The 25,342-nt window shown below is 72.2% G+C and carries 24 protein-coding genes; 10 read left to right on the top strand and 14 right to left on the bottom strand.

Features of this window, described 5'->3' with window-relative positions; translation table 11 throughout:
• Positions 1-79 precede the first annotated feature (79 nt).
• From hisF to hisD, 8 genes are read right to left on the bottom strand one after another with little or no spacing between them, the layout of a single operon-like run.
• Positions 80-835, bottom strand: a complete 756-nt coding sequence (gene hisF / locus ACIGXE_RS04495; protein ID WP_399742859.1) for an imidazole glycerol phosphate synthase subunit HisF — start codon at positions 833-835, stop codon at positions 80-82.
• Positions 832-1,230, bottom strand: a complete 399-nt coding sequence (locus tag ACIGXE_RS04490) for a RidA family protein (RefSeq protein WP_399742856.1) — start codon at positions 1,228-1,230, stop codon at positions 832-834. Before ACIGXE_RS04490 ends, hisF begins: the two co-directional genes overlap by 4 nt.
• Positions 1,227-1,955, bottom strand: coding sequence for a bifunctional 1-(5-phosphoribosyl)-5-((5-phosphoribosylamino)methylideneamino)imidazole-4-carboxamide isomerase/phosphoribosylanthranilate isomerase PriA (gene priA / locus ACIGXE_RS04485; protein ID WP_399742852.1), 729 nt, complete (start codon positions 1,953-1,955; stop codon positions 1,227-1,229). The genes ACIGXE_RS04490 and priA overlap by 4 nt, the downstream gene beginning before the upstream one ends.
• Positions 1,952-2,599 (bottom strand): imidazole glycerol phosphate synthase subunit HisH, encoded by a 648-nt coding sequence (hisH, locus tag ACIGXE_RS04480; RefSeq protein WP_399742850.1) that lies wholly within the window; start codon positions 2,597-2,599, stop codon positions 1,952-1,954. The genes priA and hisH overlap by 4 nt, the downstream gene beginning before the upstream one ends.
• Positions 2,596-2,760 carry a hypothetical protein gene (locus ACIGXE_RS04475; protein ID WP_399742847.1) on the bottom strand — a complete coding sequence of 55 codons (165 nt, stop codon included), beginning with the start codon at positions 2,758-2,760 and terminating at the stop codon, positions 2,596-2,598. The genes hisH and ACIGXE_RS04475 overlap by 4 nt, the downstream gene beginning before the upstream one ends.
• Positions 2,761-2,762: 2 nt before the next feature.
• Positions 2,763-3,356 carry an imidazoleglycerol-phosphate dehydratase HisB gene (gene hisB, locus ACIGXE_RS04470; RefSeq protein WP_030492957.1) on the bottom strand — a complete coding sequence of 198 codons (594 nt, stop codon included), beginning with the start codon at positions 3,354-3,356 and terminating at the stop codon, positions 2,763-2,765.
• Positions 3,353-4,486: a histidinol-phosphate transaminase gene (locus ACIGXE_RS04465; protein ID WP_399742844.1), complete on the bottom strand. Its 1,134-nt coding sequence runs from the start codon at positions 4,484-4,486 to the stop codon at positions 3,353-3,355. The genes hisB and ACIGXE_RS04465 overlap by 4 nt, the downstream gene beginning before the upstream one ends.
• Entirely contained in the window at positions 4,483-5,817 is a 1,335-nt protein-coding gene (hisD, locus tag ACIGXE_RS04460) for a histidinol dehydrogenase (RefSeq protein WP_399742841.1), read from the bottom strand. The genes ACIGXE_RS04465 and hisD overlap by 4 nt, the downstream gene beginning before the upstream one ends.
• Before the next feature lie 172 nt (positions 5,818-5,989).
• Here hisD and ACIGXE_RS04455 point away from each other — a divergent pair, with 172 nt between their 5' ends.
• The 4 genes from ACIGXE_RS04455 (at position 5,990) to ybaK (ending at position 10,217) form a co-directional block, all read left to right on the top strand.
• Complete coding sequence (locus ACIGXE_RS04455) at positions 5,990-7,591, top strand: oxidoreductase (RefSeq protein ID WP_399742838.1); 1,602 nt, start codon at positions 5,990-5,992, stop codon at positions 7,589-7,591.
• Between the two features lie 259 nt (positions 7,592-7,850).
• Positions 7,851-8,939 (top strand): hypothetical protein, encoded by a 1,089-nt coding sequence (locus ACIGXE_RS04450; RefSeq protein WP_399742836.1) that lies wholly within the window; start codon positions 7,851-7,853, stop codon positions 8,937-8,939.
• Between the two features lie 5 nt (positions 8,940-8,944).
• Positions 8,945-9,682: an LON peptidase substrate-binding domain-containing protein gene (locus ACIGXE_RS04445; protein WP_399742834.1), complete on the top strand. Its 738-nt coding sequence runs from the start codon at positions 8,945-8,947 to the stop codon at positions 9,680-9,682.
• 28 nt (positions 9,683-9,710) lie between these two features.
• Positions 9,711-10,217 carry a Cys-tRNA(Pro) deacylase gene (gene ybaK / locus ACIGXE_RS04440; RefSeq protein WP_399742831.1) on the top strand — a complete coding sequence of 169 codons (507 nt, stop codon included), beginning with the start codon at positions 9,711-9,713 and terminating at the stop codon, positions 10,215-10,217.
• A gap of 163 nt (positions 10,218-10,380) precedes the next feature.
• On the opposite strand, the gene ACIGXE_RS04435 is transcribed toward ybaK, so the two are convergent.
• From ACIGXE_RS04435 to ACIGXE_RS04420, 4 genes are all read right to left on the bottom strand, one after another.
• Complete coding sequence (locus ACIGXE_RS04435; protein WP_399742829.1) at positions 10,381-11,016, bottom strand: DUF2567 domain-containing protein; 636 nt, start codon at positions 11,014-11,016, stop codon at positions 10,381-10,383.
• A gap of 125 nt (positions 11,017-11,141) precedes the next feature.
• A complete protein-coding gene (locus ACIGXE_RS04430; protein ID WP_399743766.1) occupies positions 11,142-11,954 on the bottom strand; it encodes an ABC transporter permease in 813 nt (270 codons plus the stop codon).
• 91 nt (positions 11,955-12,045) lie between these two features.
• Positions 12,046-13,017 (bottom strand): ABC transporter ATP-binding protein, encoded by a 972-nt coding sequence (locus ACIGXE_RS04425; protein ID WP_399743763.1) that lies wholly within the window; start codon positions 13,015-13,017, stop codon positions 12,046-12,048.
• A gap of 20 nt (positions 13,018-13,037) precedes the next feature.
• Positions 13,038-14,342 carry an NYN domain-containing protein gene (locus ACIGXE_RS04420; RefSeq protein WP_399742826.1) on the bottom strand — a complete coding sequence of 435 codons (1,305 nt, stop codon included), beginning with the start codon at positions 14,340-14,342 and terminating at the stop codon, positions 13,038-13,040.
• 228 nt (positions 14,343-14,570) lie between these two features.
• Here ACIGXE_RS04420 and ACIGXE_RS04415 point away from each other — a divergent pair, with 228 nt between their 5' ends.
• A complete protein-coding gene (locus ACIGXE_RS04415; protein ID WP_399742824.1) occupies positions 14,571-14,747 on the top strand; it encodes a hypothetical protein in 177 nt (58 codons plus the stop codon).
• Between the two features lie 60 nt (positions 14,748-14,807).
• Here the strand turns inward: ACIGXE_RS04415 and dnaE are convergent, their stop codons facing one another.
• Entirely contained in the window at positions 14,808-18,347 is a 3,540-nt protein-coding gene (gene dnaE / locus ACIGXE_RS04410; protein WP_399742821.1) for a DNA polymerase III subunit alpha, read from the bottom strand.
• 184 nt (positions 18,348-18,531) lie between these two features.
• On the opposite strand from dnaE, the gene ACIGXE_RS04405 reads away from it, so the two are divergent.
• From ACIGXE_RS04405 to ACIGXE_RS04385, 5 genes are all read left to right on the top strand, one after another.
• Positions 18,532-19,857, top strand: a complete 1,326-nt coding sequence (locus ACIGXE_RS04405) for a DUF2252 domain-containing protein (RefSeq protein ID WP_399742818.1) — start codon at positions 18,532-18,534, stop codon at positions 19,855-19,857.
• 72 nt (positions 19,858-19,929) lie between these two features.
• Positions 19,930-20,658 carry a hypothetical protein gene (locus ACIGXE_RS04400; RefSeq protein ID WP_399742816.1) on the top strand — a complete coding sequence of 243 codons (729 nt, stop codon included), beginning with the start codon at positions 19,930-19,932 and terminating at the stop codon, positions 20,656-20,658.
• 47 nt (positions 20,659-20,705) lie between these two features.
• Positions 20,706-21,521 carry a DsbA family protein gene (locus ACIGXE_RS04395; RefSeq protein ID WP_399742813.1) on the top strand — a complete coding sequence of 272 codons (816 nt, stop codon included), beginning with the start codon at positions 20,706-20,708 and terminating at the stop codon, positions 21,519-21,521.
• 180 nt (positions 21,522-21,701) lie between these two features.
• Entirely contained in the window at positions 21,702-23,351 is a 1,650-nt protein-coding gene (locus ACIGXE_RS04390) for an alkaline phosphatase D family protein (RefSeq protein ID WP_399742810.1), read from the top strand.
• A gap of 338 nt (positions 23,352-23,689) precedes the next feature.
• The gene (locus tag ACIGXE_RS04385) at positions 23,690-24,652 is read left to right on the top strand and encodes a zinc metalloprotease (protein ID WP_399742807.1); all 963 of its coding nucleotides are present in this window, start codon (positions 23,690-23,692) and stop codon (positions 24,650-24,652) included.
• Between the two features lie 72 nt (positions 24,653-24,724).
• Here ACIGXE_RS04385 and ACIGXE_RS04380 read toward each other — a convergent pair whose 3' ends face one another.
• Complete coding sequence (locus ACIGXE_RS04380) at positions 24,725-25,294, bottom strand: dienelactone hydrolase family protein (RefSeq protein ID WP_399742804.1); 570 nt, start codon at positions 25,292-25,294, stop codon at positions 24,725-24,727.
• Positions 25,295-25,342 lie beyond the last annotated feature (48 nt).

Raw genomic sequence — 25,342 nt, 5'->3', positions numbered from 1 at the left:
TGGGCGGCGAGAAGGCCCCCGCCGGAGCCCGTGGCTCGGTGGAGGCCTTCTCGTGAGAGTGCCGGCGCGTGCCGCTCGCTCAGCGGACCTCGTGGCCCGCCTCCCGCAGCGTCTGCTTGACCTCGCCGATCCGCAGATCGCCGAAGTGGAAGACGGAGGCCGCGAGCACCGCGTCCGCGCCCGCCGCCACGGCCGGCGGGAAGTCGGACAGCCTGCCGGCGCCGCCGGAGGCGATCACCGGCACCGTCACGTGCTTGCGCACGGCCGCGATCATCTCGGTGTCGTAGCCGTCCTTGGTGCCGTCGGCGTCCATCGAGTTGAGCAGGATCTCTCCCGCGCCCAGCTCCGCGGCCCGGTGCGCCCACTCGACGGCGTCGATCCCGGTGCCCTTGCGGCCGCCGTGCGTGGTCACCTCGAAGGAGCCGGACGCGGTGCGCCGGGCGTCCACCGACAGGACCAGCACCTGGCGCCCGAAGCGCTCGGCGATCTCCTGGATCAGCTCGGGGCGGGCGATGGCGGCCGTGTTCACGCCCACCTTGTCGGCGCCGGCCCGCAGCAGCTTGTCGACGTCCTCCGCCGAGCGGACGCCGCCGCCGACGGTCAGCGGGATGAAGACCTGCTCGGCGGTGCGGCGCACCACGTCGTAGGTCGTCTCCCGGTTGCCGGACGAGGCGGTGATGTCGAGGAAGGTCAGCTCGTCGGCGCCCTCGGCGTCGTACAGCTTGGCCATCTCGACGGGGTCGCCCGCGTCGCGCAGGTTCTGGAAGTTCACGCCCTTGACGACCCGGCCGTTGTCCACGTCCAGGCAGGGGATCACCCGTACGGCGAGACTCATGCGGCGTCACCTCGGAAAGCTTCCACCTCGACCTCGACGACCAGGCGCGGGTCGACGAAGCCGGAGACGATGATCATGGACGCGGCGGGACGGACGGCGTCGAACAGCTCCTTGTGGGCCCGGCCGACCTCCTCCACGTCCCGTGCGTGGGTGATGTACATCCGGGTCCGCACGACATGCTCGGCCCCCAGACCCAGCTGCTTCAGGGCGTCGAAGGCCACGTTGAAGGAGTTGACCGCCTGCTCGTACGGGCCGCCGTCCGCGATCGCGCCGCCGACCACCGACGTGCAGCCGGAGACCAGGACGGTGCCGTTCGGCAGCTCGACCGCGCGGGAGTAGCCGAACTGCTCCTCCCAGGGCGCGCCCGTCACGATCTTGCGCACGGATCCGGTCATGCGGACGCCACCGCCTCCAGGGCCTCCTCCAGCGTGAAGGCCTTCGCGTACAGCGCCTTGCCGACGATCGCGCCCTCGACGCCCAGCGGGACGAGACCGGCCAGGGCCCGCAGGTCGTCCAGGGAGGACACGCCGCCGGAGGCGACGACCGGCCTGTCGGTGGCCGCGCAGACGTTCCGCAGGAGCTCCAGGTTGGGGCCCTGCAGGGTGCCGTCCTTGGCGATGTCGGTGACGACGTAGCGGGCGCAGCCCTCGGCGTCGAGGCGCGCCAGCGTCTCGTACAGGTCGCCGCCGTCGCGGGTCCAGCCGCGGCCGCGCAGGGTGGTGCCTCGGACGTCCAGGCCGACGGCGATCTTGTCGCCGTGCTCGGCGATGACCTTGGCCACCCACTCGGGGGTCTCCAGGGCGGCGGTGCCCAGGTTGACCCGGGTGCAGCCGGTGGCGAGGGCGGCGGCGAGGGTGGCGTCGTCGCGGATGCCGCCGGACAGCTCGACCTTGATGTCCATGGCCCGGGTCACCTCGGCGACCAGGGCGCGGTTGTCACCGGTGCCGAAGGCGGCGTCCAGGTCGACCAGGTGCAGCCACTCGGCGCCCGAGCGCTGCCACGCGAGGGCCGCCTCCAGAGGGGAGCCGTAGGAGGTCTCGGTGCCGGACTCGCCATGGACGAGGCGGACGGCCTGGCCGTCGCGGACGTCGACGGCGGGGAGGAGTTCGAGAGTGCTCACAGGGTTCCGATCCAGTTGGTGAGGAGCTGCGCGCCGGCGTCGCCGGACTTCTCGGGGTGGAACTGGGTCGCCCAGAGGGCGCCGTTCTCGACGGCGGCGACGAAGGGCTCGCCGTGGGTGGCCCAGGTGACCTTCGGGGCGCGGAGGTGGGGGTTGCCGATCTCCAGGCCCCACTCGCGCACCGCGTAGGAGTGCACGAAGTAGAACCGGGCGTCGGCGTCCAGGCCCGCGAACAGCTCGCTGTCGGCGGGCGCGTCGACGGTGTTCCAGCCCATGTGGGGCACGACCGGCGCGTCGAGCGGCTCGACCGTGCCGGGCCACTCGTCGAGGCCGTCGGTCTCGACGCCGTGCTCGATGCCGCGGGCGAAAAGGATCTGCATGCCGACGCAGATGCCCATGACGGGCCGCCCGCCGGAGAGCCGGCGGCCGACGATCCAGTCGCCGCGGGCCTCCTTGAGGCCCTTCATGCAGGCGGAGAAGGCGCCGACGCCGGGGACGAGGAGTCCGTCGGCGTTCATCGCCCTGTCGTAGTCGCGGGTGATCTCGACGTCGGCACCGACCCGGGCGAGGGCGCGCTCGGCGGAGCGCACGTTGCCGAAGCCGTAGTCGAAGACGACGACCTTCTTGGCGGCGGCTGTCGTCATGACCACACGTCCAGACGCAGGACACCGGCCGAGAGGCACATCGCGGCGCCGATGGAGAGCAGCACGACCAGACCCTTGGGCATCTGCTGCTTGACGAAGGAGTAGATGCCGCCGAGGAGGAAGAGACCGACGACGATGAGGACGGTGGAGAGGCCGTTCACGGTCAGAGGGCGCCCTTCGTGGAGGGGAGGATGCCGGCGGCGCGGGGGTCGCGCTCGGAGGCGTAGCGCAGGGCCCGGGCGAGCGCCTTGAACTGGCACTCGACGATGTGGTGCGCGTTGCGCCCGTACGGGACGTGGACGTGCAGCGCGATCTGCGCCTGGGCCACGAAGGACTCCAGGATGTGCCGGGTCATCGTGGTGTCGTAGGAGCCGATCATCGGCGCCATGTTCTCGGGCTCGGTGTGCACCAGGTAGGGGCGGCCGGAGAGGTCGACGGTGACCTGGGCGAGCGACTCGTCCAGCGGGACGGTGCAGTTGCCGAAGCGGTAGATGCCGACCTTGTCGCCGAGGGCCTGCTTGAAGGCGGCGCCGAGGGCGAGGGCGGTGTCCTCGATGGTGTGGTGCGAGTCGATGTGGAGGTCGCCGTCGGTCTTCACGGTCAGGTCGAACAGACCGTGCCGGCCGAGCTGGTCGAGCATGTGGTCGTAGAAGCCGACCCCGGTCGACACGTCGACCTTTCCGGTGCCGTCGAGGTCGATCTCGACGACGACGGAGGTCTCCTTGGTGGTGCGCTCAACGCGGCCTACGCGGCTCATGCGTTCTGCTCCTTCTTCAACTCACGAACCGCGTCGAGGAACGCGTCGTTCTCTTCGGGGGTGCCGGCGGTGACCCGCAGCCAGCCCGGTACGCCGTTGTCCCGGACCAGGACGCCCCGGTCGAGGATCTTCCGCCAGGCCTCGTGGGAGCCCTCGGCTCCGTCGAAGTGCCCGAACTGGACGAAGTTGGCGTCGGACTCGGTGACCTGGTAGCCGATGGCCCGCAGCTCGGCGACCAGGCGGTCGCGCTCGGCCTTGAGCTGCTCGACGTACCCGAGGAGGGTGTCGGTGTGCTCCAGGGCGGCCAGCGCGGTGGCCTGGGTGACGGCCGAAAGGTGGTACGGCAGTCTCACCAGCTGGACGGCGTCGACCACGGCCGGGTGGGCGGCCAGGTAGCCCAGGCGCAGTCCGGCGGCGCCGAAGGCCTTGGACATGGTCCGGGAGACCACCAGGTTCGGGCGGCCCTCGATGAGCGGCAGCAGCGAGGCCCGGTGGCTGAACTCCACGTACGCCTCGTCCACGACCACCAGCGAGGGCTTGGCGGCCTGGGCCGCCTCGTACAGCGCGAGGACGGTCTCCGCCTCGACCGCCGTCCCCGTGGGGTTGTTGGGCGAGGTGACGAAGACGACGTCCGGCGCGTTCTCGGCGATGGCCTGACCGGCCGCCGCGAGGTCGATGGTGAAGTCCTCGTTGCGCGGACCGGAGATCCAGCCGGTGCCGGTGCCGCGGGCGATCAGCGCGTGCATCGAGTACGAGGGCTCGAAGCCGATCGCGGTGCGGCCGGGTCCGCCGAAGGTCTGCAGCAGCTGCTGGAGCACCTCGTTGGAGCCGTTGGCGGCCCACACGTTCTCCAGGGCGACCGGGTGCCCGCCTGTCCGGGTCAGATAGCGGGCGAGCTCGGTGCGCAGCTCGACCGCGTCCCGGTCGGGGTAGCGGTTGAGCCCGCGGGCCGCCTCGGCGACCCGCTCCGCGATCCGCGCCACCAGGGGCTCGGGCAGCGGGTACGGGTTCTCGTTGGTGTTCAGCTGGACGGGCACGTCGAGCTGGGGCGCGCCGTAGGGGGACTTGCCCTTCAGCTCGTCACGGATCGGAAGGTCGTCGATCCCGATGGTGTCGTTCTTCTCGCTCACTTGCTCTCGGGCACCTTCCAGCCGAACCTCGCCTTGATCGCCGCGCCGTGCGCGGGCAGGTCCTCCGCCTCGGCGAGGGTGACCACGTGGTGGGCGACCTCGGCGAGCGCGTCGCGGGTGTAGTCGACGATGTGCACGCCGCGCAGGAAGGACTGCACGGACAGGCCCGAGGAGTGGCAGGCGCAGCCACCGGTGGGCAGCACGTGGTTGGAACCGGCGCAGTAGTCGCCGAGGGAGACCGGGGCGAAGGGGCCGACGAAGATCGCGCCCGCGTTGCGGACCCGGTCGGCGACGGCGGCGGCGTCCGCGGTCTGGATCTCCAGGTGCTCGGCGCCGTAGGCGTCGACGACCTTGAGGCCCTCGTCGAGGCTGTCGACGAGGACGATCGCGGACTGCTTCCCGGCCAGGGCCGGGACGATCCGGTCGTCGACGTGCTTGGAGGCGGCGACCTGGGTCTTCAGCTCGGCCTCGGTGGCGGCGGCGAGCTCCGCGGAGTCGGTGACGAGCACGGAGGCGGCCATCGGGTCGTGCTCGGCCTGGCTGATCAGGTCGGCGGCGACGTGCACCGGGTCGGCGGTGGAGTCCGCGAGGATCGCGATCTCGGTCGGTCCGGCCTCGGCGTCGATGCCGATGCGGCCCTTGAGGAGGCGCTTGGCGGCGGCGACGTAGATGTTGCCGGGGCCCGTGACCAGGTTGACGGGGGCGCAGCCCTCGGGGCCCTCGGTGCCGTACGCGAACATGGCGATGGCCTGGGCGCCGCCGGCGGCGTAGACCTCGTCGACGCCGAGCAGGGCGCAGGCGGCGAGGATGGTGGGGTGCGGCAGGCCGTCGAACTCCTTCTGCGGCGGCGAGGCGATGGCGACGCCCTCGACGCCGGCCTCCTGGGCCGGGACGACGTTCATCACGACGGAGGACGGGTAGACCGAGCGCCCGCCCGGCACGTACAGACCGACGCGCTCGACGGGGATCCACTTCTCGGTGACCGTGCCGCCGGGCACGACCTGGGTGGTGTGGGTGGTGCGGCGCTGCTCGCGGTGCACGAGGCGGGCGCGCCGGATGGACTCCTCGAGCGCGGCACGGACGGCCGGGTCGAGCTCTTCGAGGGCGCGGGTGATCGCCTCGGCCGGGACGCGCAGGCTCGCCGGCCGCACGCCGTCGAACCTCTCCCCGTAGTCGATCACCGCTGCGGCGCCATGATGCCGGACGTCCTCGCAGATCGGCCGCACCTTCTCCAGGGCGGCTTCCACGTCGAACTCGGCACGGGGCAGCAGGTCACGCAGGGCGGAACCCTCGGGGAGGGCCTCGCCGCGCAGATCGATTCGAGAGATCACGGGTCAATTCTCGCAGACGGCCGAGAAACGTCCGTCGCCTGTATCACTGGCTGATACGGGCCACTCTGGCGTCTTGTCGCCACTCCTGACCGTTAGCGTTCAGTCCGTCACTCAGCGGGAAGAACGGCTGTACGAATCCGGGAACGGAATCGTGGGAAGCGAGGGGGCGGCAGTGACCGAGCCGCACGAGGACGACGGGATGCCGGAGGGCCTGACCGGGCCGGAGCGGGCGATGTGGCGGGCGTTCCGGGTCGGCCGGAGCTGTGATCTGAGGGAGGGGGTCGCCGAGCGGGACGATCCGTTCGCGGTGCACGTGCCGTGGGGCGCGGAGCGCAGTGTGCGGGCGGAGGTGGTCGCGCTGCTGCTGCTCGCCGGGCCGGCGGCCCGGGCCGGGCGGGTCGCGGCGCTGAAGCTGCGCGGGGCGCGGATCACCGGGGTGCTCAATCTCGCGGGCGGCACGATAGGGCCGTACGTGGAGCTGAACGGCTGCCGTTTCGACGGCGAGGTGGTGCTGCCCGAGGCCCACTTCGGCACGCTGCGGATGGTCGAGTGCGCGATACCCCGGCTGGAGGCGGCGCGGCTGCACACGGAGGGCGATCTGCACCTGCCGCGCTGCCGGGTCGAGCGGGGCATCCGGCTGACGGACGCGCAGATCGGCACGGACCTGCTGATCAACCAGATCCGGGTGTGGCCGGACCGGCGGGGCCGGGCGATCACCGCGGACGGACTGGTGGTGGCGCAGGACCTCCAGGCCGAGCTGATCGAGACGTACGGGGAGCTGAGCCTGCGCGGCGCGAAGATCGGCGTGTCGCTCAGTCTGCGGGGCAGTGTGCTGCGCGGCGCCCAGCAGCGCCGCGCGCTGAACGCGCCGCAGCTGACCGTGGAGCGCACGCTCTACCTGAACGCGGCGTGGGTGTACGAGACCTCGGGGCGCTCCACCGCGACCCCGCCGTACGGGGTGACGCCGGCCCAGGGCGCGCGGCGGAAGCCGGTCGAGTGCCATGGCGGGGTGCGGCTGGACGACGGGCGTTTCGGCGACTCGGTGGACCTGCACTACGCGCGCTTCCTGCTCGACGGCTCGCGCCGCGAGGAGCTGTCGCTGCGCCGGATCGTCACCCCGGAGCTGCGGTTCAACGGGGAGCGCCCCGAGGAGGGCCGGGTGGTGCTCAACGGGGCCAAGGTGGTGACGCTGATCGACCTGTCGAGCAGCTGGCCGGGTCCGGGCGGCCTGGCGATGGGCGGCTTCGTGTACGAGACCCTGGTGCCGTACGGGCACTTCCCGCTGGCCCGGCGTCTGGAGTGGGTCGCGGCGGCCACCCCGGAGTACGCGCCGGAGCCGTACGAGCGGCTGGCGACGGTGCTGCGCAGCAGCGGGGAGGACGCGGACGCCCGGGAGGTGCTGCTGGCCAAGCAGCGGCGGCGCCGGGAGACCCTTCCGGTGGCTGGGAAGCTGTGGGGCTACCTCCAGGACTGGACCGTGGCCTACGGATACCGGCCGGGCCGGGCGGCGCTGTGGATGGCGGTCCTGTGGGCGGCGGGCACGCTGGCGTTCTCGCGCTACGACCCGGTGCCGCTGAAGCCGGACGAGGCGCCGCACTGGAACGCCACGCTGTACGCGCTCGACCTGCTGCTGCCGGTGATCGACCTGGGCCAGGTCGGCTTCTGGCGCCTCGAAGGGTTCTGGCAGTGGGCGTCGACGGCCCTGATCCTGCTCGGCTGGGTCCTCGCGACGACGGTGGCGGCGGGGGCCTCGCGGACGTTGCGCCGGGGCTGACGGTGACGCGCCGGGGGGACGGGGGCGCGCCGGGGCTGACGGTGGCGGGCCGGGGGGGCGGTGGACGGTGGCGCGCCGGGGGTGACGGTGGCGGGCCGGGAGGGGCGCGCCGAGGGGCGGAGGAGGTGAAGGGACGGGGGCGTGTACGCACCGCTCCGCCCCTTTCTTTACGCTGTCTTGACTCCTGTCAGCACAACCTTCCCGCCGCTACCAAAGCTTCACAGTCCCCCACTGGCGCGGCCCTCACCTGCGGTTTTCAATGTTTCGCACCATGTCACTGCTCCGCGGCCTGATCGGCGCCACCCGCATGGTCCGGCACACCCCCCGGCTCACCTCCGGGCTCGCGCCGGACGACGACGTGCTGCTCGACGCGCCGGACGCGCGGATGGCGCCGGCCCTGGTCGCCGCCGCGCTCGCCGACCCGGAGCCGGCCGCCAAGCTGCTGGCCACCACCCGGGACGCCGCCGAGTGGGAGGACCGCGACCGCTACGTGGGCCGGCTGAGCGCCTTCGCGTACAACCGGGACGACTGGCTGGAGCACTGGCTCGCGGTCGCGCCGCGCGACCCGGACGCCCTGCTCGTGAAGGCGCAGCTCGCGGTCCGCCGGGCCTGGGAGTCGCCGGCCAGGGCCGAGCGGCTGCGCGAGCTGGGCCCGCTGATCGAGGCGGCGGCCGAGGCCGCGCCGCGCGACCCGGTGCCGTGGCGGCTCGCCCTGGACCACGCGCGCGGCACCCACGCCGGGCACACGGTCTTCGAGGCGCTGTGGGAGCAGGCCGTGCGCCGGGCCCCGCACCACTACGGCAGCCATGTGGCCGCCCTCAAGTACCTGTCGGCGCAGTGGTACGGCTCGCACCGCGAGTGCTTCGACTTCGCCGAGCAGGCCGCCGAGGACGCGCTGCCCGGCTCGCTGGTGCAGGCCCTGCCGGTGCGGGCGGCCTTCGCGCAGCTGCTCGCCGGGCCCGAGCCGGGGCACGGGGTGGACGCCGACCGGATCGACGCGGCGCTCGACCGGGCGCTCGCGCTGTCGCTGGAGCTCCCGGTGGGCGACCTGTGGCCGGCCGAGGTGCGGAACCTGCTCGTGCACGTCCTGGTGGAGCGGGGCCGCTGGTCCGACGCGCTCGCGGAGTTCGGGCGGATCGGTCCGCAGGCGACCAGCTTCCCCTGGGCGCTGGTCGGCGAGGACCCGCTGAGCGGCTTCCTGGAGGCCCGGGCCGCGGCCGTGCACGAGGTGGCCCGGCGCACTCCGCTGCGCGGTGTCGGGCAGGGCCCGGCGAACGCCTCCGGAACGGTCCGCACGGACGACGGGGGACGGCCCGGTCGGGGCGCTCCCGGCGGCCATTACGCTTGACCGCTGTGACCACCGCCCGCCTGCCTCTCTTCCCGCTCAACACGGTGCTGTTCCCGGGCCTCGTGCTGCCCCTGAACGTCTTCGAGGAGCGTTATCGCGCCATGATGCGCGAGCTGCTCAAGACGGACGACTCCGAGCCGCGGCGCTTCGCCGTCGTGGCGATCCGCGACGGCCGCGAGGTCGCGCCCACGGCGCCCGGCCTGCCGGACCAGACGGCGCTGCCGGAGAAGGGCCCCGCCGCCGGTTTCGGCCCCGACCCGATCCAGGCCTTCCACCGGGTCGGCTGTGTGGCCGACGCGGCGTCGATCCGGGAGCGCGCGGACGGCGGCTTCGAGGTGATGGCCACCGGGACGACCCGGGTGAAGCTGCTCTCGGTGGACGCGAGCGGCCCGTTCCTGACCGCCGAGACCGAGGAGATCCCGGAGGAGCAGGGCGACGAGGCGGGGACGCTCGCCGAGGGCGTGCTGCGGGCCTTCCGTGCGTACCAGAAGCGGCTCGCCGGGGCCCGCGAGCGCTCGCTGACCACCAGTGAGCTGCCGGACGACCCGTCGGTCGTGTCGTATCTGGTCGCCGCCGCCGCGGTCCTCGACACCCCGGCCAAGCAGCGGCTGCTGCAGGCGCCGGACACGGCGACCCGGCTGCGCGAGGAGCTGACGCTGCTCCGCGCGGAGACCGCGGTCCTGCGCCACCTGCCCTCCCTTCCGGCGGTGGATCTGACGCGCGCGCCGACCAGCCCGAACTGAGCGAAGCACCGACCGAGGAGGGCCCTCCGTGGCGAAGAAGCAGAAGAAGAACGGCGGGAGCGGCGGCGGCACCCCGGCGACGGTCGCCCTGACGGCGGCGGGCACGCCCTACACCCTGCACGCGTACGAGCACGACCCGGCGACCCCGTCCTACGGCGAGGAGGCGGCGGAGGCCCTGGGCGTCTCCCCCGACCGGGTGTTCAAGACGCTGGTCGCGGACGTGGACGGCGAGCTGACGGTCGCCGTGGTGCCGGTCGCCGGCCAGCTCGACCTGAAGGCCCTCGCCTCGGCGGTCGGCGGCAAGAAGGCGGCCATGGCGGACCCGGCGGCGGCCGAGCGCACCACCGGCTACGTCCGCGGCGGCATCTCGCCGCTGGGCCAGCGCAAGCGGCTGCGCACGGTCCTGGACTCCTCGGCCTCCGGGCACCCCACGATCTGCATCTCGGCGGGCCGCCGGGGCCTGGAGGTCGAGCTGTCCCCCGAGGACCTGGCGACCCTCACCGCGGCGGTCGTGGCCCCGATCGGGCGCGCCTGAGCGACGGCCCGGGCAACCACTGCCCCGGGGACTCGGCCGGAAGGGGCTCGGGCCCGGGCCTGCTGCCGAGGGGACTCCGCCGGGTCTCAGGGCGGGGACGGCCGCTGCCGAGGGGACTCGGCCGGGAAAGGCTCGGGGCCGTGGGGCTCCGGGCGGGGCGCCCTCAGCCCTGAGTGGCGCCCGGCACCGGCGGCCAGGGGCCGTCCTCCGGCTCCGGGTCGCGGGGACCGAACAGCGCGGTCAGGGCGAGGTGCACGATCATCGCCGCGATCGGCCAGGCCAGCATCGCCGCGGCCGCCAGATTGAGTTCGAGGGGCGCCTCGAAGAAGACGTTGGGGCCGACGCGCTTGGCGTGGGCCACGACGTCGCGCTCGGGTCCGAACCAGACGCCCACTCCCCAGGCGAGCAGCGAGCCGAGCACTCCGCCGAGGGCGAGGCCGAGGACGAGGGCGATGCCGCCGTGCCGGTGGATCAGGAAGACCAGGGCGGCGGCCACCGCGCCGAAGCCGAGGGCGAGCAGGACGAACGTTCCGTCCGTGCCGATCGCCGACTCCCCCTCGCCGTCCTTCAGGAAGACCGCCTTGCCGTCCGAGACCAGCTGGACCCGCGGCGCGAGCCACAGCCACAGCAGTCCGAGCAGGGCCCCCGCGACCAGGGAGACGACGGACACCACGGCGGCCTGCCGCAGCTCGGTGGCCGTGCCGGGCACGCCGTCCGGCTCGGGACCCGCCGGATCGGGGGCGGGCCAGGCGGCGTGGTGCGGGTGCGGCTGATGCGGCGGAGTCAGAGGTGCGGTCACGACGCCATCGTGCCAGGTGCTGCTGTGCACCGCCTCAGCGGACCGGGACCGGAAGGGCTTGGGCCGAGCAGGGCCGGCGGCCTGTCGGCTGAGGGAGCCGCCCCGCAGTCCCGGCCGGGCGGGCCTCAGCGGACCGCTGCCCTCCGGTAGGCCCAGGTCGCCACCGCGAGCGACGCGACGCCCACCGCACCGCAGACGGCGAGGTCGAGCGCGACCGCCGTCCAGTCCGGGTGCGCGTCGAAGGTACCGGCCAGGGCCTCCACCCCGTACGTGGAAGGCAGCAGGTCCCGCGCCCAGCCGACGGGGCCGGGCAGCCGGTCGGCCGGCAGCACCCCGAGCAGCAGCGCCGCCGACATGCCCAGCTGCCCGAGCAGGGTGGCCAGCTCCTGGCGCGGCGCGAGCAGCCCGAGGGCGGCGCCGAGCCCGGCGAGGGCGGCCCCGGAGAGCGGTACGACCGCCGCCAGGATCCACAGGTGCCCGAGCGGCAGCCCGAACAGCACGGAGCCGACGACCGCGGTCACCAGGGTCCCGGGCACGGTGAAGGAGGCGTACGCGCCGGCCGCGCCGAGCACCACCGCGGCCGGCGGGACCGGCAACGTCGCGTAGTGGTCGAGGCCGCCGCCCGCCCGCAGCTGCCCGAAGTACTGGGCGAGCAGGTTGAGCGCGACGAAGGCGACGACGAGCACGGCGGAGCCGGCCACCACGGCCCGGGCCTCCGAGCCGCCGTCCACGACCCCCCGCATCAGGACCATGATCCCGATCGACTGGAAGGTCGCGACGAAGAGCAGCGGGATGCGGGCGACCCGGGCACGGCTGAGCTGCGCCTTGTAGACCGCCCCCAACGCGGGCAGCAGCCGGGCGCGCGGGGCGAGCGGCGCGGCGTCGCCGACCGCGTCCTCGGCGTCCTCGTCCAGGCCGACGGGAGCGCGGGCCGTCAGGGCCTCGGCGGGCAGGGTGCTCAACTCGTCCAGCTCCTGACGGTCGACTCGTCGCTCACGTCGTACGTCACGTCGCACGGCTCCCGGTACGTCATGCCTTCACCAGCCCCCGCGTCTCGCCGCCGAGCGCCAGGTAGACGTCCTCCAGGCTGGGCGTCGCCAGGGTGAAGTCGTCCAAGGCGGCGAAGGCGGCCCCGCCGGTCACCGCGGCGACGGCCGCCCGGGCCTCGTCCGGGGCGAGCCGGAGCACCCAGCGGCGGCCCGCCTCCTGGGCGGAGGTGCGCAGCGCGGCCACCTCGGGGACCTCCAGCGGGGCCCGCTCGCGCCAGACGAGCTCGACCCGCACCTCCCCCGCGACCCGTTCCTTGAGTCCGGCGGGGGTGTCGCAGGCGATGACCCGGCCGCGGTCGATGACGGCGACCCGGTCGAGCACGGTCTCGGCCTCGATGACGTTGTGGGTGACGAGCAGCACGGTGGTGCCGCGCTCGGCGCGCCGGCGGTCGACGGCCGCCCAGACGGCGCGGCGGGCGACGGGGTCCATGCCGGTGGTGGGCTCGTCGAGGACGAGCACGGGCCGCTCGCCGACGAGGGCGGCGGCGACACAGGCGAGCCGGCGCTGTCCGCCGGAGAGCTTCTTCAGGGGCCGGCCCGCGATCTCGCCGAGGCCGAGTTCGTCGAGGACGGCGTCGCGCGCGGCGCGGGCCTCCCGGATGCCGAGGCCGCGCAGCCGGCCGGTGGTCTCGGCGGCGAGTGCCACGGTCAGCTCGTCGAGGGCGGTGGACTCCTGGCCGAGGTAGGCGAGGAGACGGGCGGCGCGCTCGGGGTGGCGCACCAGGTCGTGGCCGAGCATCCGGACGGTGCCGGAGTCGGGGCGCATGAGTCCGGTGAGCTGGCGGACGAGGGTGGACTTGCCGGCGCCGTTGGGCCCGAGCAGGCCGAAGATCTCGCCGCCGCGCACATCGAGGCTGATCCCGTCGGTGGCCCGCACCTCGGGGGTCGCGGGCGCTCCGCGTCTGCCGCGTGTGGCGGGGTACGTCTTGACCAGATCCCGCACCACGCACACCGTACTCACGAGGGATGAGCCTACGGGGTCCCGCGGGCCTCCTCGGGCGCGGGGGCGTGTTGCGCGGCGGCGTGGACGTCGATCTCGCGCCAGAAGCCGGCCCGGATCGCGTAGCGGTCGTGCTCGTCGATCTGGTCGTCCTTGTGGGCGAGCAGGCCGAAGCGGGCCGCGTAGCGGAGGAGTTCGCCGTCGATGCGGTGCGGGATGCGCGGGTACATGGTGGCGAGCTTGGGGACGTGGCCGGCCTCGGGCAGCCGGTCGAGCCAGCGGCGGGCGAAGACCTGGCCGACCTCGTAGGGGTCGCCGCCGACGGTGGTGATGTCCTCCTCGCGGTCGGCCCAGCGCTGCTCGGCGCTGGTGAGCTGGGCGAGGGTGGGCAGCGAGGCGGTCTCGGCGGGCTCGCCGAGCGCGGCGGGCGGGCGGTCGATCCAGCCCTTGTCGGACGACCAGCGCAGGGTGGCCCCGGCGGGGGCCGGGGCGGCGGGGCCGCGCAGTCCGGCGAGGTCCTTGGGGGTGGGGACGGTACGGCCGCCGGCGGGCGCGGGGACGCCGCCGCCGTGGACGGGCTCTCCGGCGGCCTCGGCCGGGCCGGACGGGTCGGCGGCCGGTACGGCGGCGGGGGCGGTGGCGCTGTTGTGCGCAGCGGCCGCCGCCGCGGCCGCGGCGCGTTCGGCGGAGGCCGCGAGCGCGGACTCGGGCAGCGGGGCGGAGAGGATGGCGGCGATCTCGGGGCGCGGCGCGGGCGGCGGGGCGCAGAGTCCGTTGAGGTCCTTGGCGCGGACGGCGCGGGTGATCCAGGTCCGGTCGAGGACGCGGCGTTCGTCGGCCTCGGCGACGAGGTCCTCGGACTGGTTGTAGTCGCCGTCGGCGGCCTGGACGGCCCAGAGGTGCACGGCGACGCCGTGTTCCTTGGCGGACATGAGACCGGGCAGCAGGTCGCCGTCGCCGGTGACGAGCACGATGTCGGAGCAGGCGCGGTTCCGGGCGAGCTCGGTGAGCTCGGTGTGCATGGCCGCGTCGACGCCCTTCTGGGCCCAGCGTCCGTCGCTGCGGGTCAGGGCGCCGAGCCGGACGGTGACCCGGGGCATGACGCGCAGCCGGCGGTGTTCGGGCTGGGGCACCCGGTCGGGTGCGCCGTCGAACCAGTAGATCCGCAGCAGTGGCTGCTGGGTGTCGGCCTCGGCGCGTTCGCGCAGCTGCTGGATGAGCGCGGCGTGGTCGACGGTGATCCGCGAGCGGGCCGGTTCCCCGGCGAGAAGGCTGGCGGCGGCGCCCAGCAGATAGCCGGCATCCACCAGGACGACGCATCGGTCCACGTGTTCCACCCTCTTTCGGGTCGCTCTTCGGGAACCTCGGGATCGGAAGTGCTCCGGGTTCCTCCGAGTCTGCCCGACCGGGGTGGGGTTGACGTCCGGAACTGGATCATCGGCGTGGCGGATCTCACGCGAAGGTGACGCCTACCGTCCGTAATGATCCAAAATGCGGCGCTTCTTGGGGTGTGTGAGTCTGACAGCGGCCCTGGCCCCACACCCCCTTGAGGAGGCATCATCACCATGGCCAAGAACCGCAAGCAGGATCGCAGTCAGCAGCCGCGCACCTCGCAGGCCGAGCGCGGGCAGCAGCAGGCCGAGCGCTCGTCGATGGAAGCCCAGTCCGAGCAGCGCATGAGCCACGTCACCCCCGGCGACATGGCCCGCAAGGGCCGGCAGAAGCGTTTCGGCCACAACTGAGCCGACGGCAAAGGGGCGCGCCCGTGACGACGGGCGCGCCCCTTGCGCGTGCGTGGCGGCTCAGCCGGCCAGGCAGGAGGGTCCGAGCAGCACCTTCAGGTCGCCGAAGAGCGCCGGGTCGGGCTGCACCCGGTGCCGGTCGAGCCGCAGCACGGTGGTCGAGCGGGGGCCCTGGAGCTTGATCCGCACCTCGGTGTTGCCCTTGTGGTGCTGGAGGATCTCGCCGAGCCGGCTGATCATCGGCGGGGTCACCTTGACCGTCGGGATGGTGAGGACGACCGGGGCGTTGGTGCCCGCGTTGGACAGGTCGGGGACCATCAGCTCCATGGCGACGAGCCGCGGGATGTCCTCGCGCTTGTCGAGCCGGCCCTTGACGAAGACGACCGCGTCCTCGACCAGCTGGGTGGAGACCAGCTGGTAGGTGGCCGGGAAGAACATGCACTCGATGGAGCCGGCCAGGTCCTCGACGGTGGCGATGGCCCAGGCGTTGCCCTGCTTGGTCATCTTCCGCTGGAGGCCGGAGATGATGCCGCCGATGGTGACGACCGCGCCGTCCGCGTGCTCACCGCCGGTGAGCTGGGAGATGCCGGCGTCGGTCTTGTCGGAGAGCACGTGCTCCAGACCGAAGAGCGGGTGGTCGGAGACGTAGAGGCCGAGCATCTCCCGCTCCTGGGCGAGCAGATAGGACTTCTCCCACTCGACGTCGGAGAACTCGACGTCGAGGCCGAAGCCCGGCTCGTCGCCGCCCTCGTCGCCCATGCCGCCGAAGAGGTCGAACTGGCCCTCGGCCTCCTTGCGCTTGACCGCCACCACGGTGTCGATCATGGGCTCGTGCTGGGCGACCAGGCCCTTGCGGGTGTGGCCCATGGTGTCGAAGGCGCCGGCCTTGATCAGCGACTCGACGGTCCGCTTGTTGCAGACCACGGCCTCGACCTTGTCGAGGAAGTCGGGGAAGGAGCTGTACTTCCCCTTGCTCTTGCGGGTCTTGATGATCGACTCGACGACGTTGGAGCCGACGTTGCGGACGGCGGTGAGGCCGAAGAGGATCACGTCGTCGCCCTGGGCGGCGAAGTTCGCCTCGGACTCGTTGACGTTCGGCGGGAGCACCTTGATGCCCATGCGGCGGCACTCGTTGAGGTAGACCGCGGACTTGTCCTTGTCGTCCTTGACCGAGGTCAGCAGTCCCGCCATGTACTCGGCCGGGTAGTTCGCCTTGAGGTACGCGGTCCAGTAGGAGACCAGGCCGTACGCGGCGGAGTGCGCCTTGTTGAAGGCGTAGCCGGCGAAGGGGACCAGGACGTCCCAGAGGGCCTGGATGGCCTCGTCGCTGTAGCCGTTCTTCTGGGCGCCGGCCTGGAAGATGGTGAAGTTCTTCGCCAGCTCGTCGGGCTTCTTCTTGCCCATGACGCGGCGGAGGATGTCGGCCTCGCCGAGCGAGTACCCGGCGATGATCTGGGCGGCCTTCTGCACCTGCTCCTGGTAGACGATCAGGCCGTAGGTGACGTCGAGGACCTCCTTGAGGGGTTCCTCGAGCTCCGGGTGGATCGGGGTGATCTCCTGCTGCTTGTTCTTGCGCAGGGCGTAGTTCGTGTGCGAGTTCATGCCCATCGGGCCCGGGCGGTAGAGCGCGGACACGGCGGAGATGTCTTCGAAGTTGTCGGGCTTCATCAGCCGGAGCAGGGACCGCATGGGGCCGCCGTCGAACTGGAAGACGCCGAGGGTGTCGCCGCGCTGGAGCAGTTCGAAGGTCTTCGGGTCGTCCAGCGGCAGGGCCAGGAGGTCGAGGTCGATGCCCTTGTTGGCCTTCACCATCTTGACGGCGTCGTCCATGATGGTCAGGTTGCGCAGGCCCAGGAAGTCCATCTTGAGCAGGCCGAGCGACTCGCACTGGGGGTAGTCCCACTGCGTGATGGTGACGCCGTCGGTGTGGCGCACCCAGATCGGGGCGTGGTCGACGATGGGCTCGCTGGACATGATGACGCCGGCGGCGTGCACGCCCATCTGCCGGACCAGGCCCTCGACGCCCTTGGCGGTGTCGATGACCTTCTTCACATCCGGCTCGTTCTCGTACATCGCCCGGATCTCGCCCGCCTCGCTGTAGCGCGGGTGGGCGGGGTTGGTGATGCCGTCCAGGTCGATGCCCTTGCCGAGGACGTCGGCGGGCATGGCCTTGGTGAGCCGGTCGCCCATCGCGTACGGGTAGCCGAGGACGCGGGCGGAGTCCTTGATCGCGTTCTTGGCCTTGATCTTGCCGTACGTGCCGATCATGGCGACCTTGTCAGCGCCGTACTTCTCGGTCACGTACCGGATCACCTCGACGCGCCGGCGCTCGTCGAAGTCGATGTCGACATCGGGCATCGAGATGCGCTCGGGGTTGAGGAAGCGCTCGAAGATCAGGCCGTGCGGGATGGGGTCGAGGTCGGTGATGCCCATGGCGTACGCGACGATCGAGCCGGCCGCGGAGCCTCGGCCGGGACCCACGGCGATGCCCTGCTTCTTCGCCCACATGATGAAGTCGGCGACGACGAGGAAGTAGCCCGGGAAGCCCATCGAGATGATGGTGTCCATCTCGTACTCGACCTGCTTCATGCGGTCCTCGGGGATGCCGTTCGGGAAACGGCGGTGCATGCCCCGCATGGTCTCCTCGCGGAACCAGCTGACCTCGGTGTAGCCCTCCGGGATGTCGAACTTCGGCATGAGGTTCTTGGCCTCGAACATGCCGGTGGTGTCGATCTGCTCGGCGACCAGGAGGGTGTTGGCGCAGCCCTCCTGCCAGGCGTCCGAGGCGTCGATGGCGTACATCTCGTCCGTGGACTTCAGGTAGTAGCCGGTGCCGTCGAACTTGAAGCGGTCGGGGTCCGAGAGGTTCTTGCCGGTCTGGATGCACAGCAGGGCGTCGTGGGCGGCGGCCTCGTGCGCGTAGGTGTAGTGCGAGTCGTTGGTGACCAGCGGCGGGATGCCGAGCTTCTTGCCGATCTCCAGGAGGCCGTCGCGGACCCGGCGCTCGATCTCGATGCCGTGGTCCATCAGCTCCAGGAAGTAGCGGTCCTTGCCGAAGATGTCCTGGTACTCGGAGGCGGACTTCAGGGCCTCGTCGAACTGGCCGAGCCGCAGCCGGGTCTGGAGCTCGCCGGAGGGGCAGCCGGTGGAGGCGATCAGGCCCTCCGACCACTGGGAGATGGTCTCCTTGTCCATGCGCGGCCACTTCTGCAGCCAGCCCTCGGCGTAGGCGTCGGAGGAGAGCCGGAAGAGGTTGTGCAGGCCGGTGGCGTTCGCCGCCCAGATGGTCTTGTGGGTGTAACCGCCGGAGCCGGAGACGTCGTCCTTCTTCTGGTGCGGCTGGCCCCACTGGATCTTGCGCTTGTTGCGGCGGGACTCGGGCGCCACGTACGCCTCGATGCCGATGATCGGGGTCACGCCGGCCTTCTTGGCCGAATGGAAGAAGTCGTAGGCGCCGTGCAGGTTGCCGTGGTCGGACATGGCGATATGGGTCATGCCCATCTCGTTGCACGCGTTGAACATGTCCTTCAGCCGCGCGGCACCGTCCAGCAGGGAGTACTGGGTGTGGACGTGGAGGTGCGTGAAGGGCGGCCTGGTCACGGTGGGGATGCCTCCATACGAATTTCCGGGGGGTCAGCGTGGAAGTCTACGTCGGCCGACCGACACCGGCCGGGCACTCGGCGGTACGGTCACGCGTTGGGAGACAGGGAACACCTGTCCCCATTTGTCACGCACCATTTTCGGCCACCCTTCGTGCCGGACCGCCCACCAGGAGGCACCTTCGATGTCGGTCCCCCAGCCCACCGCCGCCGAGCGCGGTGAGCAGATCCTCGCCGTCTTCGACACCGCCTTCGGCGAGCTGCTCGCCGCCGACCCCGCCGCCTTCAAGGTCAAGTTCCGCAAGATGGCCGGCTCCGCCTTCGCCTTCTACCGGGGCACCGCCTGCCTCTTCTACAAGGACCTGGAGCGCGAGGCGCACGGCGGTCCGTTCCTGGACGAGCGGACCGGCCGGGTGTGGATCCACGGCGATCTGCACGCCGAGAACTTCGGCACGTACATGGACGCCAACGGCCGGCTGATCTTCAACGTCAACGACTTCGACGAGGCGTACGTCGGCCCCTTCACCTGGGACCTCAAGCGGCTCGCCGCCTCGCTCGCCCTGATCGGCTACGCGAAGGCGCTCAGCGACGAGCAGATCACCGAGCTCGTGACGGTGTACGCGGCCGCCTACCGGGAGCGGATCCACGCGCTCGCGACCGGCGCGAAGAACGACGAGATCCCGCCCTTCACGCTGGACACGGCCGAGGGCCCGCTGCTGGACGCCCTGCGCGAGGCCCGCTCGCTGACCCGCTTCGGGCTGCTGGAGTCGATGACCGAGATCCGCGAGTTCGAGCGCCGCTTCACCGCCGGCGGCGGTGCGATCGAGCTGGACGCGGCCGCCCGCTACAAGGTGCTCGCCGCCTTCGACGGCTACCTGGAGACGCTGCCGGAGTCGAGCCTCGCCCGCCCGGACTCGTACCGGGTGAAGGACGTCGTCGGCCGGCGCGGGATCGGCATCGGCTCGGCCGGCCTCCCCTCGTACAACATCCTCCTGGAGGGCAACAGCGACGCCCTGGAGAACGACGTCGTCATCTACATGAAGCAGGCGCAGACCCCGGCGGTGTCGCGTCACGTCACGGACGCGGCGGTGCGGGGCTACTTCCGGCACGAGGGCCACCGGACCGTGATCTCGCAGCGGGCGCTGCAGGCGCACGCCGACCCGTGGCTCGGCTGGACGGAGCTCGACGGTGCCGGGCAGCTGGTCGCCGAGGTCTCGCCGTACGCGGTGGACCTGGACTGGTCGGACATCGACGACCCGGCGGAGATCGCGGCGACCGTCGCCGACCTCGGCCGGGCGACGGCGGCCATGCACGCGGCGGCGGACGACTCCAGCGGGCACTCCCTGGTGCCGTTCTCCACCGAGCGCGCCATCGACGCGGCGATAGCGGCGGACGAGGCGGGCTTCGCCGAGCTCCTGGTGGACTTCGCGCACGCGTACGGCGCACGCGCGCGTGCCGACCACCAGATCTTCGTGGACCTGTTCCGCAACGGGCGCATCCCGGGCCTGTAGGGAAAGCCGTCGGGGGCTCACAGCTCGGCCTTAAGGACGCCTTACGGCCGGGCATGGGAGACTTCCACGGCGATGGACATGGCAGGCACCCAGCTGAGAGCCCTCCGGGCGGCGTTCTTCACGGCACTGGTCGTGACGCTGTCCGTGGCCTCGCACGTCCTGCTGTCGGGCGTGCCGCTGCCGCTCGGGACGGTCGTCCCGGTCGCGGCGGCCGTCTTCGCCGTGGCGTACGCGCTGGCCGGCCGCGAGCGCGGCTTCGGCCCGATCGCCGGGCTCCTCGTCCCGCTGGAACTGGCCGCCGACACGCTCTTCACCAGCGGTCAGGCGGCCTGTTACGGCCCCGCCGGCGGTCCGGTCGCCGGGTCGCTGCGCGCGGTGGGCCTCCCGGTGGACGCGCTGTGCGGCGGCGCCGTCGGCGGCCCGCTGCCGGGTGTGGCGACTCCCGGGAGCGGCACCGCCGCGGCCCTGCTGTCGTCCCCCGACCCGGCCGTGCCCTGGCTGCTGCTCGCCGCCCATGTGGCGGTCGGGCTCTCGGCGGCCTCCTGGCTGCGCGGCGGGGAGCGGGCGCTGGCCCGGCTGCTGCGGGCGGCCGTCGCCTGCGCGTTCCGGCCGCTGCTGCTCGTGACGGCGTTCTTCCGCGGGGTGGGGTCCCTCCCGCGGCGCGCCGGGCACCGTGCCGACCGGCCGCGCCGGTCGCGTGCCCGGCTGCTCGTGCACTCCGTGGGACGGCGGGGACCGCCGTGCTGCGCGAGCCCGTGGCGCTCGGCTCCGGCCGGCGCGCCCGCGCTCGCCCTCGTCTGAGCAGCACGCGTATCCCCCTTTCCTCCTGAGTCACGGAGTTCACACCCATGAGCAAGCGCAACAGCCAGGCCAACAAGGCAGCCGCCCGCGAGCGGCTGCGGATCGAGCGGGAGCGGCAGGCCAAGAAGGAGAAGGCCCGCCGGCAGCTGGTCGTCGCCGGCACGGCGGTCGCCGTCCTCGCGGTCGCCGGCGGCGTCGGCTACGCCGTCGTCCAGGCCGGCAAGCCCTCCCGGTGGGAGGCCGCGGCGGACGCGAAGACCGTGGCCGCCCCGAAGAACACCGAGGGCCAGGACGGCACCACCGTCGTCGTCGGCAAGCCCGAGGCGAAGAAGACCCTGGAGATCTACGAGGACTCGCGCTGCCCGGTCTGCGCGAACTTCGAGCAGAACGTGGGCGCCACGGTCGACAAGGACGTCACCGACGGCAAGTACAAGCTCAGGTACGTGGGCGCCACCTTCATCGACAACGCCGACCAGGGCGAGGGCTCGAAGAACGCGCTGTCGGCGCTGGGCGCGGCGCTCGACGTGAGCCCGGAGGCCTTCCTGAAGTACAAGGCGGCGCTCTACTCGACGAAGTTCCACCCGGACGAGAAGCAGGACAAGTTCGCCAAGGACTCCTACCTCCTGGAGATCGCGGACACGGTGCCCGCGCTGAAGGGCAACGCGGAGTTCAGGAAGAACGTCGAGAACGGCACCTTCGACGCCTGGGCGATGAAGATGTCGAAGACCTTCGACAAGAGCGGGGTCACGGGCACGCCGACGCTGAAGATGGACGGCAAGACGCTGACCGCCGAGGGCAACGACAACCCGCCGCTGACGGTGGACGAGTTCAACACCGCGCTGGCGAAGGTCCTCAAGGGCTGAGCCGCTCCGGCTCCTTCGCTCCCCGGCCCCCGGTCGGGGAGCGAAGGACGCTCCGGCCGGCAGTCGCCCGGCCGCGTTCCGCCCCGGTCCTCGCCGCCGGCCGGAACGGCCCGCGAAGAGTCGGCGAACTTTGGGCGCTCCTCTGCCGATTCGCCTTACCAGTCGGTAATCTGACGGGCCGTGACCAGTCGTGATCTGATATCCACCCCCAGCCGCCGCACCGTCGTGAAGGCCGCCGCCGTGACCGCCGTCGCCGCGCCGGCCCTGGTGGCCATCGCCTCGCCCGCGCTCGCGGACGCCGGGGCACCCGCGTTCCTCCACGGCGTCGCCTCCGGCGACCCGCTGCCCGACGGCGTCCTGCTCTGGACGCGCGTCACCCCCACGCCCGACGCCACGCCCGGCTCCGGCAGGGGCGCCGAAGCCCCGGTCGACTGGGAGCTGGCCGAGGACCGCTCCTTCACCCGGACCGTGGCGAGCGGCACGGTCGTCGCCTCCGCCGCCTCCGACCACACCGTGAAGGTGGACGTGCGGGGCCTGCGCCCGGCCACGTCCTACTGGTACCGCTTCACCTCGGGCGGCACCGTCTCCCCGGCCGGCCGCACCCGCACCGCGCCCGCCGCCGACTCGACCGCCCCCGGGGTCCGCTTCGGCGTGGTCTCCTGCGCCAACTGGGAGGCCGGCTACTTCTCCGCGTACCGCCACCTGGCGGCCCGTACGGACCTGGACGCGATCCTCCACCTCGGCGACTACGTCTACGAGTACGCGGCCGGCGCCTACCCGGAGGCGAAGTACACGGTCCGGCAGCACCAGCCGGCGCACGAGATCGTCGCGCTCGCCGACTACCGCCTGCGGCACGCCACGTACAAGACCGACGCCGACCTCCAGGCGCTGCACGCGGTCCATCCGGTCGTCGCCATCTGGGACGACCACGAGTTCGCCGACGACGCCTGGTCGGGCGGGGCCAAGAACCACACGCCGGGCACCGAGGGCGTCTGGGCGGAGCGCGTGGCGGCGGCCAAGCAGGCGTACTTCGAGTGGATGCCGGTGCGCGCGTCCACCGAGGGCACGGTCTACCGACGGCTGCGATTCGGCCGCCTGGCCGACCTGCATCTGCTGGACCTGCGCTCCTTCCGCTCCCAGCAGGCGGGCGTGGGCAGCGGCAAGGTGGACGACCCGGAGCGCAGCATCACGGGGCGGGCACAGCTGGACTGGCTGAAGTCGGGGCTCGCCGCCTCGGACGCGACCTGGCAGCTGGTCGGCACGTCGGTGATGATCTCGCCGGTGGCCTTCGGCGCGCTGCCGGCCGATCTGCTCGGACCGCTGACCGAGCTGCTGGGCCTGCCGGAGGGCGGCCTCGCCGTGAACGTCGACCAGTGGGACGGCTACACGGACGACCGCAAGGAGCTGCTGAAGCACCTGACGGACCGGGGCATCCGCAACACGGTCTTCCTGACCGGCGACATCCACATGGCCTGGGCCAACGACGTGCCGGTGAAGGCGGCGACGTACCCGGTGTCCGCCTCGGCCGCGACGGAGTTCGTGGTGACCTCGGTGACCTCGGACAACCTGGACGACATGCTGCACGTGGCACCGGGCACCCTCTCGGTGGTGGCGGCGGGTGCGATCAGGGCCGCCAACCGCCATGTGAAGTGGGTGGACATGGACCACCACGGCTACGGCGTGCTGGACGTGACGGCCGAGCGTTCGCAGATGGACTACTACACGGTCTCCGACCGGGCGGACCCCGACGCGTCGGCGGCCTGGGCGCGCTCGTACCGCACGCTCAGCGGAACGCAGCGTGTCGAGCGGGTGTACCAGCCGGTGCGCTGACGCGGCCGATCGGACATCTGGACGACGATTTTCAGCCATGATCTTCTTTGTTAACGGGAGATCACACGGCTACGGCGGGTGGCGAGTTCGGCAGTTCGAAACCGGACACACCACCCGCCTTTGGCGTCTCTCCTGTTACGTCCACGTCTCAAACTCCGGAATCAGCACAAGTTTTTCTTCCCGATGCACCGATTTGCCCGCTGAATGATTGGGCTTGATCAATCCTCAACGACATCTGACATGGACGCGTAATCTCCCCGCCAGTGGCGAGGAAGTACCTCTCCACCACCCCCCGCGAGGAGTCACCCGTGCGTGCTCTTGTCCGTATATCACCGCGTATGTCGCGTCGTATTCTCGGCACCGCCGTCATGGCCGGAACCCTGGCCCTGGCCCCGCTGTCCGCCCCGGCGGCCACCCCCGCCACCACCACCCTGGCCTCCGCCGAGAAGTGCGCGGACGACGCCTCCGCCCTCTCCGGCGCCCGCAAGGCCAAGGGCAACGCCACCAAGGCCGAGCCGAACGAGGTCACGGCCGCCCAGGCCCTGGCGATGGACGCGGACCTGAAGAAGAGAGTGTCCGAGGCGCGGGCCGCCGGCCGCGCGACCGCCGCCGCGGGTGCCGCCGCCACGGTCACCATCCCCGTGTACTTCCACGTCATCCACAGCGGCACGACCGGCAAGCTCAGCGCCACGGCCGTCAGCAACCAGATCGCCGTCCTCAACGCCGCGTACGCCGGCCAGGGCACCGGCAACGTGGACTCGGGCTTCCAGTTCTCGCTGGCCGCGACCGACTACACGGACAACGCCACCTGGTACAACCTGTCCTCCGGCTCGCAGGCCGAGAAGGACATGAAGACCACCCTGCGCAAGGGCGGCGCCAACGCGCTGAACATCTACACCGCCAACCTCGGCGGCGGCCTGCTCGGCTGGGCGACCTTCCCGTCCTCGTACAAGTCCAGCCCGAACATGGACGGCGTCGTCATCCTCGACACCTCCCTGCCCGGCGGCTCCGCGGCCAACTACAACGAGGGCGACACCGCCACCCACGAGGTCGGCCACTGGATGGGCCTCTACCACACCTTCCAGGGCGGCTGCACGGGCAACGGCGACTACGTCGCCGACACCCCGGCCGAGAAGAGCCCGGCCTACCAGTGCCCGACCGGCCGTGACTCCTGCGCCTCCAAGGCCGGCGTGGACCCGATCCACAACTTCATGGACTACACGTACGACTCCTGCATGTACCAGTTCACGTCGGGCCAGGTGACCCGCATGAACGACTCCTGGACCGCGTACCGCGCCTGACGCACCGTCCGGAAGACACAGCGACGTGGCCCCCGGGGACTCCCCGGGGGCCACGCCCCTTTCCCGTACGTCCTACAGGCTGTCGAGGAACGACAGGGCCACCGCCCAGGTGCGCTCCGCCGCCTCCGCGTCCCAGTCCGGCAGCCGCTGATCCGTGTAGAGGTGCCCGGCACCGCGGTAGCGGTACACCTCCACGTCCGCACCGGCCTTGCGCATCTGCAGGTACCAGGACGACAGCCAGTCGTCCGTCTCGAACGGGTCCGGCTCGGCCACGTGCAGCTGGACCGGCAGGTCGTCCACCACGGCCGACTCCGCGATGTCCGAGGTGCCGTGGAACAGCAGCAGTCCGCGCGCCTTCTCGTCACCGAGCGCCAGCGTCTGCGCGATCGAGGCCCCGAACGAGAGGCCCATGTAGACCAGTCCCCGCTCCGAGTAGGGCGCGGCGGCCAGCACCGCGCGCTTGAGCAGCTCGTCCTTGCCGATCTCGTCCCGGAGCGCCACGCCCTCCTCGACGGTCCCGACCGTCCGCCCGTCGAAGAGGTCCGGGGTCCAGACCCGGTGGCCGGCCTCCCGGAGCCGCTCGGCGGCCGCCTCGACGGAAGGGGTCAGCCCGTAGGCCGAGTGGAAAAGCATGATGTCCATGCGGCCCATCCTCCCACCCGGCCGCCGGGGCCCGGCCTCGGCGCGTGG

Source organism: Streptomyces sp. NPDC053431, from assembly GCF_044544925.1.
Taxonomy (GTDB): Bacteria; Actinomycetota; Actinomycetes; order Streptomycetales; family Streptomycetaceae; genus Streptomyces.
This window is presented reverse-complemented; position numbering and strand designations above follow the sequence as displayed.

Coding starts and splice junctions, on each gene's coding strand:
- hisF (WP_399742859.1), bottom strand. CDS start 835: ATGAGTCTCGCCGTACGGGTGATCCCCTGCCTGGACGTGGACAACGGC.
- ACIGXE_RS04490 (WP_399742856.1), bottom strand. CDS start 1,230: ATGACCGGATCCGTGCGCAAGATCGTGACGGGCGCGCCCTGGGAGGAG.
- hisH (WP_399742850.1), bottom strand. CDS start 2,599: ATGACGACAGCCGCCGCCAAGAAGGTCGTCGTCTTCGACTACGGCTTC.
- hisB (WP_030492957.1), bottom strand. CDS start 3,356: ATGAGCCGCGTAGGCCGCGTTGAGCGCACCACCAAGGAGACCTCCGTC.
- ACIGXE_RS04450 (WP_399742836.1), top strand. CDS start 7,851: ATGTTTCGCACCATGTCACTGCTCCGCGGCCTGATCGGCGCCACCCGC.
- ACIGXE_RS04415 (WP_399742824.1), top strand. CDS start 14,571: ATGGCCAAGAACCGCAAGCAGGATCGCAGTCAGCAGCCGCGCACCTCG.
- ACIGXE_RS04405 (WP_399742818.1), top strand. CDS start 18,532: ATGTCGGTCCCCCAGCCCACCGCCGCCGAGCGCGGTGAGCAGATCCTC.
- ACIGXE_RS04400 (WP_399742816.1), top strand. CDS start 19,930: ATGGACATGGCAGGCACCCAGCTGAGAGCCCTCCGGGCGGCGTTCTTC.
- ACIGXE_RS04395 (WP_399742813.1), top strand. CDS start 20,706: ATGAGCAAGCGCAACAGCCAGGCCAACAAGGCAGCCGCCCGCGAGCGG.
- ACIGXE_RS04385 (WP_399742807.1), top strand. CDS start 23,690: ATGTCGCGTCGTATTCTCGGCACCGCCGTCATGGCCGGAACCCTGGCC.
- ACIGXE_RS04380 (WP_399742804.1), bottom strand. CDS start 25,294: ATGGACATCATGCTTTTCCACTCGGCCTACGGGCTGACCCCTTCCGTC.